This window comes from Erwinia aeris, from assembly GCF_041224955.1.
GTDB lineage: Bacteria > Pseudomonadota > Gammaproteobacteria > Enterobacterales > Enterobacteriaceae > Erwinia > Erwinia aeris.
In genome coordinates this window covers 543,101-558,279 of the sequence record NZ_JBGFFX010000001.1, presented here as the reverse complement: position 1 = coordinate 558,279, position 15,179 = coordinate 543,101, and the positions used below count along the sequence as shown (strand labels likewise).

Annotated in this window: 16 protein-coding genes and 1 pseudogene; 9 read left to right on the top strand and 8 right to left on the bottom strand. The window is 53.0% G+C overall.

Translation table 11 applies throughout. The features are described from left to right. Positions 1 to 255: 255 nt before the first annotated feature. The 3 genes from AB6T85_RS02695 (at position 256) to AB6T85_RS02685 (ending at position 2,416) form a co-directional block, all read left to right on the top strand. A complete protein-coding gene (locus AB6T85_RS02695; protein ID WP_253454220.1) occupies positions 256 to 1,569 on the top strand; it encodes a CitMHS family transporter in 1,314 nt (437 codons plus the stop codon). A gap of 141 nt (positions 1,570 to 1,710) precedes the next feature. Beyond that, complete coding sequence (locus tag AB6T85_RS02690; RefSeq protein ID WP_125287527.1) at positions 1,711 to 1,920, top strand: DUF2767 family protein; 210 nt, start codon at positions 1,711 to 1,713, stop codon at positions 1,918 to 1,920. A 100-nt stretch (positions 1,921 to 2,020) separates the two neighbouring features. Continuing rightward, complete coding sequence (locus tag AB6T85_RS02685) at positions 2,021 to 2,416, top strand: YgiW/YdeI family stress tolerance OB fold protein (protein ID WP_369894733.1); 396 nt, start codon at positions 2,021 to 2,023, stop codon at positions 2,414 to 2,416. Between the two features lie 39 nt (positions 2,417 to 2,455). Here AB6T85_RS02685 and AB6T85_RS02680 read toward each other — a convergent pair whose 3' ends face one another. From AB6T85_RS02680 to AB6T85_RS02670, 3 genes are all read right to left on the bottom strand, one after another. Next, positions 2,456 to 2,950 (bottom strand): CinA family protein, encoded by a 495-nt coding sequence (locus AB6T85_RS02680; RefSeq protein WP_253454217.1) that lies wholly within the window; start codon positions 2,948 to 2,950, stop codon positions 2,456 to 2,458. Positions 2,951 to 3,000: 50 nt separating this feature from the next. Beyond that, positions 3,001 to 4,215: a zinc-dependent alcohol dehydrogenase gene (locus AB6T85_RS02675; protein WP_369894732.1), complete on the bottom strand. Its 1,215-nt coding sequence runs from the start codon at positions 4,213 to 4,215 to the stop codon at positions 3,001 to 3,003. A gap of 93 nt (positions 4,216 to 4,308) precedes the next feature. Continuing rightward, positions 4,309 to 4,653, bottom strand: coding sequence for a hypothetical protein (locus tag AB6T85_RS02670; protein WP_253454213.1), 345 nt, complete (start codon positions 4,651 to 4,653; stop codon positions 4,309 to 4,311). Positions 4,654 to 5,271: 618 nt separating this feature from the next. Between AB6T85_RS02670 and AB6T85_RS02665 the strand changes: the two genes are divergently transcribed. Further along, complete coding sequence (locus AB6T85_RS02665; protein WP_125287532.1) at positions 5,272 to 5,448, top strand: con-10 family general stress protein; 177 nt, start codon at positions 5,272 to 5,274, stop codon at positions 5,446 to 5,448. Between the two features lie 219 nt (positions 5,449 to 5,667). Then, positions 5,668 to 5,856: pseudogene (locus AB6T85_RS02660) on the top strand (hypothetical protein); the annotation flags it as partial. A gap of 148 nt (positions 5,857 to 6,004) precedes the next feature. Here the strand turns inward: AB6T85_RS02660 and AB6T85_RS02655 are convergent. After that, on the bottom strand, positions 6,005 to 8,401 hold the full coding sequence (locus tag AB6T85_RS02655) for a membrane-bound PQQ-dependent dehydrogenase, glucose/quinate/shikimate family (protein WP_369894731.1): 2,397 nt from the start codon (positions 8,399 to 8,401) through the stop codon (positions 6,005 to 6,007). Positions 8,402 to 8,951: 550 nt separating this feature from the next. Between AB6T85_RS02655 and AB6T85_RS02650 the strand changes: the two genes are divergently transcribed. The 3 genes from AB6T85_RS02650 to AB6T85_RS02640 are packed head-to-tail and all read left to right on the top strand — an operon-like array spanning position 8,952 to position 11,466. Then, positions 8,952 to 9,974 carry a methionine ABC transporter ATP-binding protein gene (locus tag AB6T85_RS02650; protein WP_253454209.1) on the top strand — a complete coding sequence of 341 codons (1,023 nt, stop codon included), beginning with the start codon at positions 8,952 to 8,954 and terminating at the stop codon, positions 9,972 to 9,974. Next, positions 9,967 to 10,635 carry a methionine ABC transporter permease gene (locus AB6T85_RS02645; protein ID WP_253454207.1) on the top strand — a complete coding sequence of 223 codons (669 nt, stop codon included), beginning with the start codon at positions 9,967 to 9,969 and terminating at the stop codon, positions 10,633 to 10,635. The genes AB6T85_RS02650 and AB6T85_RS02645 overlap by 8 nt, the downstream gene beginning before the upstream one ends. Before the next feature lie 18 nt (positions 10,636 to 10,653). Further along, on the top strand, positions 10,654 to 11,466 hold the full coding sequence (locus AB6T85_RS02640; RefSeq protein WP_253454205.1) for a MetQ/NlpA family ABC transporter substrate-binding protein: 813 nt from the start codon (positions 10,654 to 10,656) through the stop codon (positions 11,464 to 11,466). 127 nt (positions 11,467 to 11,593) lie between these two features. Here AB6T85_RS02640 and AB6T85_RS02635 read toward each other — a convergent pair whose 3' ends face one another. The 4 genes from AB6T85_RS02635 to AB6T85_RS02620 form a co-directional block, all read right to left on the bottom strand. After that, positions 11,594 to 12,010 carry a putative T6SS immunity periplasmic lipoprotein gene (locus AB6T85_RS02635; protein ID WP_369894730.1) on the bottom strand — a complete coding sequence of 139 codons (417 nt, stop codon included), beginning with the start codon at positions 12,008 to 12,010 and terminating at the stop codon, positions 11,594 to 11,596. Further along, positions 12,007 to 12,234, bottom strand: coding sequence for a hypothetical protein (locus AB6T85_RS02630; RefSeq protein WP_369894729.1), 228 nt, complete (start codon positions 12,232 to 12,234; stop codon positions 12,007 to 12,009). Before AB6T85_RS02630 ends, AB6T85_RS02635 begins: the two co-directional genes overlap by 4 nt. A gap of 349 nt (positions 12,235 to 12,583) precedes the next feature. Continuing rightward, positions 12,584 to 13,351, bottom strand: a complete 768-nt coding sequence (locus AB6T85_RS02625; RefSeq protein WP_369894728.1) for a hypothetical protein — start codon at positions 13,349 to 13,351, stop codon at positions 12,584 to 12,586. 463 nt (positions 13,352 to 13,814) lie between these two features. After that, positions 13,815 to 14,522 (bottom strand): B3/B4 domain-containing protein, encoded by a 708-nt coding sequence (locus AB6T85_RS02620; RefSeq protein WP_369894727.1) that lies wholly within the window; start codon positions 14,520 to 14,522, stop codon positions 13,815 to 13,817. A gap of 43 nt (positions 14,523 to 14,565) precedes the next feature. On the opposite strand from AB6T85_RS02620, the gene AB6T85_RS02615 reads away from it, so the two are divergent. After that, on the top strand, positions 14,566 to 15,171 hold the full coding sequence (locus tag AB6T85_RS02615) for a helix-turn-helix domain-containing protein (RefSeq protein ID WP_369894726.1): 606 nt from the start codon (positions 14,566 to 14,568) through the stop codon (positions 15,169 to 15,171). Positions 15,172 to 15,179 lie beyond the last annotated feature (8 nt).

Sequence of the window (15,179 nt, the reverse complement as noted above, 5' to 3'; positions counted from 1 at the left end):
TTGATCGCAATCACAATAACCCGTTTTCACGGTCGGTAAAGCCGATCGCCGTCACTCTTCTTTGTTAAAAAAATGATGAATTTTTATTACATATTATTATCAATATTCGGGTGGTACAGCCATAAAACAATAGCTTAACGTGACAGGCGGAAACGCCCGTCTTACTTTTTATACCCGCCCGGACCTGAACGATAACTTTTGCTGATGGCCGTCGTGCCGCAGCCTGCGATATGCATCCGAAAGAGGGGAAGTAATGTGCTGACCATACTGGGTTTTTCGATGGTGACCTGTTTCATGTACCTGATTATGACCAAAAGGATGTCGGCGCTGATCGCGCTGATTATCGTGCCGACGGTCTTTGCGCTGGCGGCGGGTTATTATCATGGGCTTGGCGAAATGATGTTGAATGGCGTAAAAGCGCTGGCGCCGACGGGCGTAATGCTGACCTTTTCCATTCTCTATTTTGGCCTGATGATCGACGCCGGGCTGTTTGACCCGCTGGTACGCTTTATCCTGAAAATCGTGCGCGGCGACCCGCTTAAGGTGCTGGTAGGCACGGCGGTACTGACGCTGCTGGTTTCACTGGACGGCGACAGCTCCACCACCTATATGATTGCCGTGGCGGCGTTTTTGCCGCTCTACCGCAAGCTGGGCATGAACGTGCTGGCGATGACCTGTCTGGTCAACCTTGCCAGCGGCATTATGAATCTGTCGCCGTGGGGCGGCCCAACGGCGCGCGCGGCGGCGGCCTTGCATATCGATGCGCTGGACATCTTTATTCCTATGCTGCCCGCCATGTTTCTGGGTTGCGTCACGCTCGTTGGTATGGCGGTGCTGTTCGGCATCCGCGAGCGCAGAAGGCTGGGCGTGATGAAGCTCGATAACGATCATCTGGATAATATCGAGCTGGGTCTGGGCGACGCGCAGGAGTGCGCAGCGAACCGGCGGCCAAAAATGTTCTGGCCTAACTTTATCCTCACTACCGTGCTGCTGGTGCTGCTGGTGACCGGGCTGATGCCTATTCAGATCCTGTTTATGCTGGCTTTTGCCATTGCGGTAATGCTGAATTACCCTTCGCTGGAACAGCAGAAAGCGCGTATCAATACCCATGCAGGCAACGTGCTGGCGGTCACCTCGTTGATTTTCGCCGCCGGGGTATTTACCGGCATTCTGTCCGGCACCGGCATGGTCGATGCAATGGCGAAAAGCCTGCTGGCGGTGATCCCGCATAGCTTTGGGCCTTATCTGGCGATTTTTACCGCGCTGGTCAGCCTGCCATTCACTTTCTTTATGTCTAACGATGCGTTCTATTTCGGCATCCTGCCGGTGATTGCCCAGACGGCCCTGAACTATGGTATCAGCGCAGAAGAAATCGCCAGGGCGTCAATCATCGGCCAGCCTTTCCATCTGCTCAGCCCGTTGGTGCCTTCGGTGTATCTGCTGGTTGGACTGGCGAAAGTGGATATCGGCGACCATCAGCGCTTTGCCATTAAGTGGGGGATCCTGGTCAGTATGGCGCTGCTGGTAGGCGGCCTGCTGTTTGGCGCCTTCCCGTTCTACAGCCGCTAACCCTCCGGACACGTCGGCGATTTATTGTGATCGGCATCACAATAAGTCGCCCGCGCCAGGCGGCCCAATGGCGATACAACGTTTCAGGATTAATACTTTTGGTCGGCTTTTCCTTCAAGCCGGTTTAAAAAGTGAGGTCTTATGAAACGTGATGTATTGAGCGAAGAATATTATGACGAAGTCTGTCGGGTGATTGGCGACGCGGCCATTGTGCTGGCTGAAAGCGGACACAATACCAGCCGGGATATTCTGGCAAACCTGCTGGTCAGAACGCGCCATGAACGAACGGATGCGGATCGGGACGAGCAGAAGGTGCTGGAACACGCGATTCGTCTGATAAAACCTGATTAATTCAGGTTTTTTTACACTTTGTACCTGAAAAGTAGCGGCTTTCTGCCAGGCTTAAGTTATGCAGAACCAAGATCGGACTTTTTAAACGAAAGGAGTGTTTATGAAAAAAGTGCTTACGCTGGCCGCGCTGCTTGCCCTTAGCCTGAACGTGATGGCCGAGGACAAAGGGGGATTTAAAGCGGGAGAAACGCCGCCACCGCCGCACAAGCAGGATGCAGGCTACAAAGGCTCGGAAGATACCAACGAGAGCCAGGTGAAGTCGGTCCGTACGCTGAAGGAAGGTTCCTGGGTGACGATGGAAGGGAATATCATCAAAAAGGTTTCTGGCAATATTTATACCTTCCAGGATAAATCAGGCAATATTAATCTGATTATTCCCGAATCAGCCTGGGGCGGAGAGAAGTACGATGCCAAAGATCTGGTACGGGTGAGCGGTTTTGTAAAACATAAAAATAAGCAAACGGAAATCGCAGTAAAACAGATTGGCGATCCGTAACACTCTCAAGGGCGAACGCTAAGGTTCGCCCAATGCCGTTCAGCGTTGGCTTTGCAGCAGTTCAGTAAGGTGCTGCAGAGCAAACAGGGCGGCTTTTCTTACTACCTCTTCGCAATCCCCTGAAAAATGCTGCTTCAGCGCGCGTACCTCGCCATCTGGCAGGCCCCAGCCAAACCACACCGTACCCGCAGGCGTGCCATCTTCGCCGCCGTCCGGCCCGGCATAGCCGGTAACCGCAATGCTGGCTTTTTCGCCCGATACTTCTTTCGCGCCGGCTGCCATTTCGCGCGCGGTCGCCTCGCTTACCGCCGTGTGTTCCTGGAGCGTTTTTTCACTGACGTGCAGAATGCGGTGTTTGGCGCTGTCGGTATAGGTTACAAACCCGCTGGTGAAATAGCTGCTGCTGTCGCTTGCCGCGCCCAGTGCAGAGCTGACCAGACCTGACGTGCAGGATTCGGCGGCAGCCACTTTGGCCCCGGCCTGTAGTAAAACTTTGCCGAGTCTTTCGGCGGTATTAAGTAATTCCTTATCCATTGTGAGACTCCAGTTGCTGGTGGCCCCGCCGCGATGACGGGGCAGAGTTGTCAGCTTTGTGGCACGAGTTCGGTTTTAATCCAGCCTGGCTGGCGCTTGTCGAAGGCTTTATAAGCGTCAAGTACGTCGCTAAGCGGCTCTACTTTCGTTAATACCTTGACCGGATCGATGGCGCCGGTGCGTACCAGTTCCAGCAAGCCCGGAATAATAGTGTGATGGTTGCAGTTGCCCATCTTAAGGGTCAGATTCTTATTCATCGCCTTGCCGATAGGGAAAGTTTCCGCTTCCGGCGGATAAACGCCGATAATGCTTAAACGACCGGCCTTTTTCAGCGTGGCGATAGCCCATTCCAGCGCCTGAGTGGGCGCGTCGCCCGGCACCCAGTTGCCTGCCTGCGGGTGCGTTTCCGGTGCCACCTGATCCACTTCCGCCGCAAATTTGTCTGCTTTTTGCTGCGCCTCTTCCGCTGCCGGGCCGTGGTGCGCATGTTGGCTGTCTACGCCGACTGCATCAATAGCGCAGTCCGCGCCGACGCCGCCCGTCAGGCGATTAAGGGTTTCTACCGGATCTTCTTCTTCAAAATTTACCGTGAATGCACCCTGACGACGCGCCATAGCCAGGCGATCGACATGGCCGTCCACCGCAATCACGCGGGCGGCGCCCTTGAGGAAAGCGCTGGCGATAGCGAACTGGCCGACCGGCCCGCAGCCGAAGACCGCCACAACATCGCCTTTTTTGATTTCGCCCGCTTCCGCGCCAAACCAGGCGGTGGGGAAAATATCGCTAACCATCAGCGCCTGCTCGTCGCTGACGTTATCGGGAATTTTTACCAGCGTATTGGCGGCATAGGGGATGCGCGCTTTTTCCGCCTGAAGCCCGTTTACCGGGCCGGTTGCGGCCGGGCCGCCGAAGAAGCAGGTGCCGGCGGCAGGCCCGTTGGGGTTGGCGTTGTCGCACTGGGCGGTATTGCCTTCCCGACAGGGCGGACAGGTGCCGCAGGAAACGGTCGAGCAAACCACCACGCGGTCGCCGACAGCGAAATTGCGAACATCGTCGCCGAGCGCTTCAATCACGCCGACGCCTTCGTGTCCCAGAATGGTGCCGGGCTGCATTTTACTGAAGGTGCCGCGAACAAAATGCAGATCGGTGCCGCAGATAGCGGAAGCCGTCAGGCGGATCACCGCATCGGTTGGTTTTTCTATCGCTGGCTCCGGGACGTCATCAAGACGAATGTCGCCGACAGCATGCCAGACTAGTGCTTTCATAGGCTCTCCCTTTTTTATCTACCGGGCCTGAGCGTCAGGCGTCCGCTGAAAAGTATAGATAAATTTTTACGGGAAGAAGGCGGCCACAGGCGTTTAACGTTCGGCGATAAGCGATGGCCGTAATGCAGCGCTATGCGGCGCGTCCGAAATTTCCGCTGGCAGCTCGTTCTCAAAAGCCCTGTCAAAGGGCGGCGGCAAACAGAAATCGGTGCCACGCTGTTGATGAAATTCCGCCAGCCATTGGCTGTAAATGGTCAGTAAGCCGTCATGGTTCTCGCTGCCGCCAAGGCGGCGGATAAACAGCCAGCGTGGTGGATCGGCGCGGTCACGCACGTAGAGTTCAGGCTGGATGCTGCCGCCGCAGGCGGTGATACACACTTCGGAAAACTGGATCTTCGGCCATTGTCCCAAACGGGTCAGAAAATGTTGTTTTTCCATGCTCCACCGTACTATGCACAGTTAAGGGGCTGATTGTGCGGCAGTCGTGCTGCGCGCTGAACCAGAATCGCTATTCCCTGAAGCCGTCCGGCCGTGGCCGAAGAAAAAAATGGTGTCCGCTCTTTACTGGCGCGGAGCCACTGGCGGTTCAACCGATTTTGTAAAAATTCGTTAATTAAGTCCAGCTCTTTGTGTGGTTATTGGCATTATCAGGAATGCGCCTGGTCAGTATCCAGGCAGAAGCATCAGCAAAGCTGTTACGCAGAAGAAAGTAAAAAAAGAACGAAGCGGCAGTGGCTTATAACGAAGCGGCAGAAATTGATGAACGATTAATATTTATTTATTTGCTCAGTGGGTAAGCTAATAATTCCTGAAACGGGATAAGTATTTTTTAAATATAAAATTAAAATTGATTAAGATTTTTCCTGATTGTTGTTATTAATCAATGGGATAACTAGCCATAATTTTTACTTATTTTTATGCCGCCGTTTCCTTGCAATTATAAGCGTGGCTGCTAGATTTAACTACGTAGCACCTTCACTGATTTTTAATTCCCCCCGGGATTAAATAATTGAGAAAAAACCATTGAGTATTATTTAACACGAAGAGGACATTTGTATGACTCAGCATCGTGGTAATTCAAATTCGGGTAATTTCGCAGAAGATCGTGAAAAGGCGTCAGAAGCAGGCAAAAAAGGCGGACAGAGCAGTAGCGGCAGCGGCAGCTTTAAAAACGACCGTGAAAAAGCCTCTGAAGCCGGTAAAAAAGGTGGCGAGAAGAGCCGCCGCAGCTAAAAAGTAATGCGCCTGCCGCGCGCAGGCTCGCCGCCATCGGCCCTCCGGGCGGTGGCGGTTGTGCTTCCCCTCTGTTTCACTCCCTCTGATACTTCCGTCTCCTGATAACTCAGCCCTGAATATTCCTCTATACTGGTTTAAGAAGAAGAATAACCGCTATCGGCAGTAAAGCTTGCAATAAGCGCTATCTGCAGATGCCCGCTCAGAAAAGGAGAGCCCGTGTTAAAAATGATCGCCAGCGTATTTACCAGCCCGGAAAGGTTGCTTAACGCCATGTCCCGCAATGATATGCAGGAAGCTAAAGATGACGGCGAACGTATTTTGATCGATGAAGACGGTGCGGCGTCGGTGAATTTACAAAGCAAAGAGGTTCATGAGGATTTCGCCCGCCACGTTGCCATGCTCAAACACACGCGCAAAACGCCGCCGGACGAGGAAGAACGCAAGAAAAAGCAAAGACATGTGCTGCTTCCGGAAGAGATATCCTGACCGCTAAAACGTCTGGATGCAGGGACGAACTGAAAGAAACCCCACGATGCCGTGGGGTTTTTTATGCTTACTCTTTCGGTAGCGCGTACGCGACCAGCGCATCGCCGGAAGTGGTACCCAGCCCGCCGTGCCCGCCTGCCGCAATCACCACATACTGACGACCGTCCTTACCGGTATAGGTCATCGGCGTCGCCTGGCCGCCCGCTGGCAGTTTGGCTTTCCACAGCTCGTGGCCCGTGGCTTCGTCAAAAGCGCGCAGGTAGTTATCCGCCGTAGCGCCCATAAATATCAGCCCGCTGCGGGTAATGATGTTGCCGCCCATCATAAAAATGCCGGTCGGCAACGGCGCGTTGGTATGAGTGCCGAAAATATTCATATTACGCGTGGTGCCCGCCGGTCTTTCCCAGGCGATTTTACGGGTGTTAAGATCGATGGCGATCAGCTTGCCCCACGGCGGCGCGCTACAAGGTGCGCCCAGTGCCGTCAGCCAGGGTTTCACCACGGCCGCCCAGCCGGTGCCATACTGCGGCCCTACGGCGAACTCTTTCGGTTTCGGATAGGATTGCCCGCTGGCCCAGCCTGCCCACGGCTTCATCAGGCCCTGTTTGATCGCCTCGTCATGCTTCATCAGCTCCATGGTGAAAGGGATGTAGCTGGTGTTGGCAATCAGTAAATGCCGCTGCGGATCCACCGAAGCGCCGTACCAGTCCATCACGCCGTCAAACGCAGGATAGGCGATAGAGGTGCCTTCCGCAGGCGGCGTATATTGGCCCTGATAGCGATAGCGGTGGAACTGAATGCGGCAGATCAGCTGATCGATCGGCGTCGCGCCCCACATATCGGTTTCTTCCAGATTTGGCGGTGCAAGGCTCGGCATGCCGACCGGATCCGGCTGCGTAGGCGACAAATGCTCGCCCGGCAGCGAGGGCGAGGTCGGCACCGGCTTCTCATCCACCTGCGCCAGCGGTTTGCCGTTGCGGCGATCCAGCAGGAACAGCTTGCCCATTTTGGTGGTCTGCACCAGCGCAGGCACGGTTTCGCCATTTTTGCCCGGCAGGTCAACCAGCGTTGGGCCAACCGGCACGTCGAAATCCCAGACGTCATGATGCACGGTCTGGAAATGCCAGCGCTCTTCACCCGTATGAATATCCAGTGCCACCAGCGCGCTGGAATACTTCTCGTCAAAAGGTCGCCGTTTGCCGCCGTAATAATCCGGCGTCGCGTTGCCCAGCGGAATATAAATCAGGCCCAGCTTTTCGTCCGCCGTATAGGTTCCCCAGCCGTTAGGCGTGCCGTGCGTATACTCTTCGCCAGGCTTCAGCGGCGCGTTCTGCGGCGTTCTGCCCAGGTCCCAGGCCCAGGAGAGCTGGCCGGTTTTTACGTCATAAGCGCGTACCACGCCGGAAGGTTCGCCGGTGGTCTGGTTATCGTATATCCAGCCGCCCAGCACGATGCGGCCTTCCATCACCATCGGCTGCGAGGTAATAAAATGGAAGCCCGGCGGCACCTGGCCCATATGGTCGGTCAGGCTGACATAGCCCTTGTTGCCAAACGAGGCGCAAGGTTCGCCGGTTTGCGCATTCAGCGCCACCATGCGGGCATCGCTGGTGGTGGTGATGATTTTTTCCGGGCAGGTGCTGTCATCCACCGCCTTGCTGTAAGCCACGCCGCGGCAGGCCAGATATTCATTGGCCGAGGTGTCTACTTTTGGATCAAACTTCCAGCGCTGTTTGCCGCTGGTGGCGTCAAGCGCAATCACCTGGCGATGCGGCGTACAGATAAAGAGCGTGTTGCCAACCTTAATCGGCGTCACTTCAAAGCTGAACTCGCGTCCCGCTTTATCTTCCCCTTTACGCAGGGTATCGCCGGTATGGAACTGCCAGGCGGGCTGCAGCTGGCTGACATTGGCGGGCGTAATCTGCGTCAGTGGCGAAAAGCGCTGGCCATCGCGCGTACGGCCATAATGCTGCCAGTCATTATCGTTATCGGTTGCGATCGCGGCCTGAGCTGCCGGCACGGGCTGATGATGCACAAAGCGAGTTGCCGTTACGTGCCAGCCTGACCAGAAGACCAGCACGATAGCGGCCAGATAGACCACGCCAGCCAGCGTGCCCGCGCGGCGCTGCGTGTGCATCACCGGTCGGACGATCCAAGGCAGGCTGCACCAGACGCCCAGTACGGCCAGCGCGAAAAGGCGCGGCATCAGCTTCCAGCCGTCCAGACCGACTTCATACAGCGACCAGGCTACGCAAATCAGAAAGGAGAGCAGGTAAAGCCAAAGACCGGCCGGACGGCGTTTAACGATAAAAATGCCGCTAAGGAAGAAACCGGCGCCGAAAATCAGGTACCAGGGCGTGCCGCCCAGCGTTGCCAGCCAGCCGCCGAGCACCAGGAAAGCCAGGCCGAACAGGCTAACGACGATCCCAGTGATGGCAGGTAGGGTGAACCAAAATTTTTTCTGCATAAGGTCTTGATAAGTGAGTAACAGGTAAGGCAAGCATAGAGGATGCAAAGTTTTGCAAAGATAGCGGGTGGGGAGAGCGGCGTGCTTGTCTTTAATAGTTCTATTTTTCAATTGATTAGCATGTAAAGATTATTGTCTCAAAATCTTACCGTTGGCTATTGGCAGCCAGGGAGGCTGCTTTTTGATCTGCGTTTCCCTCAAGAGGTGGTTGTTTATTGCGCGGTTGATAGCCATCCAGACGGCAATACCGGCAAATTGCATTAATAGCTGGTAACATTACGCTCCAGTTAATACTGTTAATAACCGGCTCGTTTGTTGAATAAAACCGCTGGAAAACGCCCTGACGGTAAAGTAGCTGTAACAATGATGATGAAACGGGCAGGCCGCCACGTTATGCCTTTTGGCTATATATCATGGTATTTGGGTCTTTGCTGACCCGCGACCGGCCTGACGCTATCCCGTATCATAAGCATCACCAATAACATATTAAAAATAGTCAGTTTATTGACCAGCCTGCGGGCTGCACAACACGGGATAAAACAGGCGACAAATGATAGTTTTGCGTAATGTTTCCAAAACCTTTCACGCCGCGGCTGGCCCGGTGACGGCGGTTGATGATGTGAATCTCAACGTCGAACAGGGGCAGATTTACGGCATTATCGGCTACAGCGGCGCGGGGAAAAGTACGCTGATCCGCCTGCTGAACGGGCTGGAAAAACCGACTTCCGGCAGCGTCACTATTGCAGGTAAAGATATCGCGCAGGCGAAGGGCGAGGCGCTGCGTCAGGCGCGTCTGAAAATCAGCATGGTGTTTCAGCACTTCAACCTGCTCTGGTCGCGTACCGTCAGCGAAAATATTGCCTTTTCGCTGCAAATCGCCGGCGCGCCCAAAGCCGCCATCAAAACGCGCGTGCAGGAGCTGATCGAACTGGTCGGCCTGAAGGGTAAAGAGCACGCCTATCCTGCTCAGCTGAGCGGCGGGCAGAAGCAGCGCGTAGGTATCGCTCGCGCACTGGCCAATAATCCGGAAGTGTTGCTGTGCGATGAGGCGACTTCGGCGCTGGATCCACAGACAACCGACGCCATTCTCGATCTGCTGCTGGATATCAACCGCAAGCTAAAGCTGACTATCGTGCTGATTACGCATGAAATGCACGTAGTGCGTAAAATCTGTCACCGCGTGGCGGTGATGGAAGCGGGCAGAATCGTGGAAGAAGGCGAAGTGCTGTCGGTATTTACTCATCCGCAGCAGCCGATTACCCGACAGTTCGTCAAGCAAACGGCAGAGTACAGCAGCGCCGAGACGCCGTTTAACCCTGAACTGATTGACCGCACGGCGGGCAGCGTGCTGAAGCTGACCTTTGTCGGCCAGAACACGCAGCAGCCGATCGTAGGCGAACTGACGCTGAAATACGGCACGCCTTTTAATATTTTGCACGGCAAGATGACGCAAACCACCAACGGCACTTTCGGCGAGCTGTGGTTACAGGTTGCCGCCACCGGCAGCGCGCTGGAAAACATCCTGGCCGATTTACACGCCCACGCCATTACGACCGAGGTGGTTCATGACTGAGACTCTTTTCCCCCATCTGAAGCTTGATCAGCTTTGGGCGGCAACCTGTGAAACCCTGTATATGACCTCGCTGTCCGGCGTGGCGACCTTTGTGCTGGGCATTTTGTTCGGTCTGGCGCTGTTTCTGACCGCGCGCGGCGGCCTGTTTCAGAACCGCGCCGTTTATTCGGTGATTTCGGTACTGGTTAACGTCTTCCGCTCCATTCCTTTTATTATCCTGATTGTTTTGCTGATCCCGTTCACCAAAACGTTAATCGGCACCATTCTGGGCGCGGATGCGGCTTTGCCCGCGCTGATTGTCGGCGCGGCACCGTTCTATGCCCGACTGGTCGAAATTGGCCTGCGCGAAGTGGATAAAGGCGTGATTGAGGCTTCCCGCTCAATGGGCGCGCAGCTGAGCACGCTGATCTTTCGCGTACTGCTGCCGGAATCTTCACCGGCGCTGGTTTCCGGTATGACGGTAACGCTGATTGCGCTGGTCAGCTACAGCGCGATGGCCGGGGTGATCGGCGCGGGCGGTTTGGGTAACCTGGCCTATCTGGAGGGCTTCCAGCGCAACCACAGCGATGTCACGCTGGTGGCGACGGTTATGATCCTGATTATCGTTTTTATTATTCAGTTTATTGGCGATTTCATCACAACACGGCTCGACAAACGCTAACTCACGAAGGAAGTAATAATGAAAAAGACACTGACGCTGCTGGCTGCGGCAACCCTGGGGGCGCTGAGCCTGAGCGCATGGGCAGACACCCTGACCATCGGCGCATCCAACGTGCCGCACGCGGAAATCCTGGAGCAGGCTAAGCCGATTCTGGCGAAGCAGGGCATCGATCTGGAAATCAAACCTTTCCAGGACTACATCCTGCCGAACACCGCGCTGGCCAGCCGCGATATCGATGCGAACTATTTCCAGCACGTACCTTATCTGAACAGCGTGCTGAAAGATCATGCCGACGACAAGAGCTATGATTTTGTCAGCGCGGGCGCAATCCATATCGAGCCGATTGGCATCTACTCTAAAAAGTACAAATCGCTGAAAGACCTGCCGCAGAACGGCAAAGTAATTATGCGCGACGCGGTATCGGAAGAAGGGCGTATCCTTTCTATCTTTGAGAAAGAAGGCGTCATCAAACTGAAGCCGGGCGTGAGCAAAGTTGACGCGCGCATCAGCGATATCGTGGAAAACCCGAAACATCTGAAGTTCCTGGCTAACGTGGAAGGCGCACTGCTGCCGCAAATGTATAATAACGACGAAGGCGATGCGGTAGTAATTAACGCCAACTACGCTATCGACGCAGGCCTGGATCCGGTAAAAGATCCGATTGCAGTTGAGAGCGGCGAAAATAACCCTTACGCCAATATTATCACCGTGCATCGCGGCGACGAAAACAAGCCGGATATTAAAGCGCTGGTGACGGTGCTGCATTCTAAGCAAATCCAGGACTGGATCCGCACCAAATATAAAGGCGCGGTTATTCCTGTTAATAACTGATTGCTGTTTAATAAAAAAGGCCGGGAAACCGGCCTGTTTTTGGCGCTCGCACACTTACATAACCTCCATCAGTCAGCACAGAAAACGGGCAGTGCCTTTGTTGTATATGGCTAAAGGAACGACGATATTATAAATCAGGCTGCCGGATCTCCTGCAGCATAAAATTGCCTGCTTTATCTTTTTGCAGCCGGATACTCTTGCTTAACCTGTATCTTTCAGCATCGTTATTCGTGGATATTCCCATAAATATGGCGTATTCGCCCTCCTGCCAGTTAATATCAGGATAAGAAACGCATTCGCCTGCCGGAATCACAGGCAAGGTAGACTGAGGTTCAGACTGCCAGAAGGTTTGCCCTTTTTTTCCGGTGATTTTTGTTACGGATACGCCTCTGTTTTGGAGCAGGCGGCTTTTTTTTTGAATATTATAAGGCGGGGAAAAGCAAGGCATGTTTTCTTTTAGCACGACATCCAGCGGGTAAAAGTAAGGCTTTTCAAGGTGACAGCCGCTTACCAGCAGCACGCAGGCTAGCGTTATTTTTATCATGATAAATTCCTTTTAGCTGAAGGATCGCTCAGAAATCCCCGCATTATCCATTCATACTTAGCAAGAAGATCGGGCCCGATAAGACCCTCGAAGTTAGCTACCGCTTCAAAATTCGATCGGCCAAATGTTATTAGCCAGAAATAGTCGGCAATGATGCAGGCCTGAGCTTCTAACCTGAACTCAAGAGTATTGGCGGTGGCGAGGCAAGAATAAAGGAACAGCATAAAAACACCGTTTCAGGCAAAATACTCGCAACCTGGGGCGAGCAGTTTTGTGGTCTGTATTGATTTTTTGGATGTCACTGCTTTTTCTTTTATCTCCTTTTTTCTGATGGGGTTATAGCGTTTGCGACTACACCAGACCCGGAAAACGACGGGATTTATTTTATGATTTTATTAAAAAATATATCACATATTATATTTGAGGTGATGAAGAAAATAATTATTTTAATTAGTTCATAACCATCCCAAAAATTAAAAACGATAAATGAAAATATAAAAGTCAAAAGTAACGGTAAGCGAAAACAGAAAATATCCCATAAAATATCCTTCCATAGGAATTTAAATGCCTTTTTCATTTTATGAGCCTCACTATATCCGATGCGATTTGTTCGTCAGTTAATGCGTGCCGAAATTTATGATCTATTTTTGTGACAACGGGCTCTATCAGAAAATAGAGCATTTCTACTTCAGTATTATAAAATTTTGTGTACAGGATAGGGTTGATTAATTTTAGCCGGTCTGCAGCGTCAATAGCAATTTTTACGTAACCATAACCCCCTAAAACAGTGGTGCTTTTCCTGGATATACTGGTCAATGTGCTTTCCAGCGTTGCCCTTAGTCCTGCGCTCATATAAATTGCAGACGCAATAGAGTAAGCAATAGAGCGATTTGTGAAATTCACAGTTGCATAATCGGCGCTAAGCTTTGTCAGGATTCTGTTTAAATTTAATCTCCTCTCATAATGAATCTCGCTAAATACGTCTTCAGTAAATATTTTTAGCATGTATTTTATAACATTATCTTTGACCTGTACGTCGGAGTAATTATTTTTCTTTTCTCCGAATTCAAAGCCAATATGCGGTAATTTAAAATGAAAGGTCGGAATAATTTTCAAGATGGACCTAATAAACCTTACATCTTCTTTTCTGATTTTCTCACAAACATCCTGATAATTTTCTCTTAAACATGATGAATACCAACTTAGACGTTCGACTCCGTTGTATATCAATTCGCCTTGTTTTAACGCTTCTCTACCTACTTCCTTGACTCCTTTTTCCAGAACTAAAGCCAGATAGTTCTCGGCTTCCAGTTTCTTTATTATTGCTGCGTTATAACTCATGCTCACTCCTGTGCGTTATCTCCTTTGAATGCCTCAGTTACTATGTGGTTTTTTGGTCATTATGTAAACATGGAACTCAGCGGCATTACTGTTTTGCTTGTCAGATTGCGATGGCAAAACTGCTGTGTATAAAAACAGTTCTTACAAGGGTGCAGCGTGGGCGGCAAAGAGAGCAATTAAGAAACCGGCGGCGGGTTCTGGCTCGGCTGAACTCGGACGGCTTCTGGCTGGAGTTTGATGCGCCAGTGTCACTGTCAATGGGGATCCAGTATCTGATATAAGCTGAAGAACTCTATCATTCCCTGCTTTTACAGCAAAAGCAGAATCTTTCTTTTCGGGAGGGCGATCTCTCTTTTTTATGGACTGGTTTACGACTTATTTTTTGATAATTATGAAAAGTATCGTCGGCGGCTTTTATATGAAAGCGCAGCGCCATAATAATCTGGCGCTGCCGGCAACAAAATCAGATGCCGCTATTCAAACAGCCCGACCCAATCGTTTTTACCTCCGTCTGCACGCCCGGCATCATCAGCGTCAGGCCGTGGATCAGCTCATCACCCGCTTCCAGCAGCGCCTCATACGGCATTGACGGCAGGCTTTCCAGTACAAACCACATTTGCGTGGCCTGGGCATCCAGCCGGGTACGCACGCCCTGACGCCAGTTCCAGCGGCGACAGGTCACGCCCTGGTCGTCACGCCAGATAACTTCACCGACCTCCGGTGATTCCACGGCCGCGCTGCCTTCTTTAACCGTATCAAACAGCTCGCTACCGTCGGCTATTACCAGGCGCGGCTGGCCCACATAGGCGGCAATATTCTCGCCGCCGACCGGAATGGCGTAGCGAAGGCTGATAGCGTTATACAGATCGACCACTGGATCGATGCCCGGCAGCGTGCCGTCGCGCTGCACGCGTTTCCTCAGCGCTTCCGCCGAACAGGGCGTGCGCTTGGGTTTGGCGCCGAACTTTTTAAACGTTTCCGCCCAGTCGGCCAGGTGCGCTGCCGCCCAGGCAGGCGAATCGGCAAGCACCGCCTCGCAGGCCTGGGTAAGAAACGCTTGTGCGATCGAGGGATCGGCCAGCGGCGCGGCTTTTACGGTGATACTCAGGGCGCGAAAGCCCGGTGCAAGGTCGGCAATAGCCGGGGCGATTGACGGGGTGACTGAAATCATTCCATAATCCTTCGGTGACTAATTTATCCTATAGTAATGACCGATGACCAAAAAAGTCAATAAAACGACCGAGGCAGGGGCCGATATCGACAGCGTCAGCGCTGCCGTCTCGCGCAGTATTAAAACCCATCGCAAGGCGCAAAAGCTTTCGCTGGACGAGCTGGCCCGCCGCGCGGGGGTCAGTAAAGGGATGCTGGTGGAAACCGAAAAGGGCACGGCGAACCCCAGTATCGGTATTTTATGTAAAATCGCCGCCGCGCTTGGCTTGTCGGTGGCGGATATCGTCAACGTTACCGATTCGCCTTCTGCATGGCTTATCACTCGCAAGGAGATCCCTACGCTATGGCAGGGCGAAAAGGGCGGTTCCGCGCGGCTGCTGGCCGGCACGCGTGGGCCGGATATGATTGAGCTGTGGCGCTGGGAAATGCATCCGGGCGAAAGCTTTTCCTCTACGGGTCATCCGGCGGGCACGCTGGAGCTGCTGCATGTCGAAGAAGGCACGCTAAACCTGCAAACCGAAAGCGCCGCGCTGACGGTTAACGCGGGCTGCTCGGCCGTCGCCAGAACGGATATGGCGCACCGCTATGCCAACGAGACTCAGAGCCTGCTGATCTTTACGATGACCGTGGCCGAGCTGCATCGGGGCTAAAAGAAAAA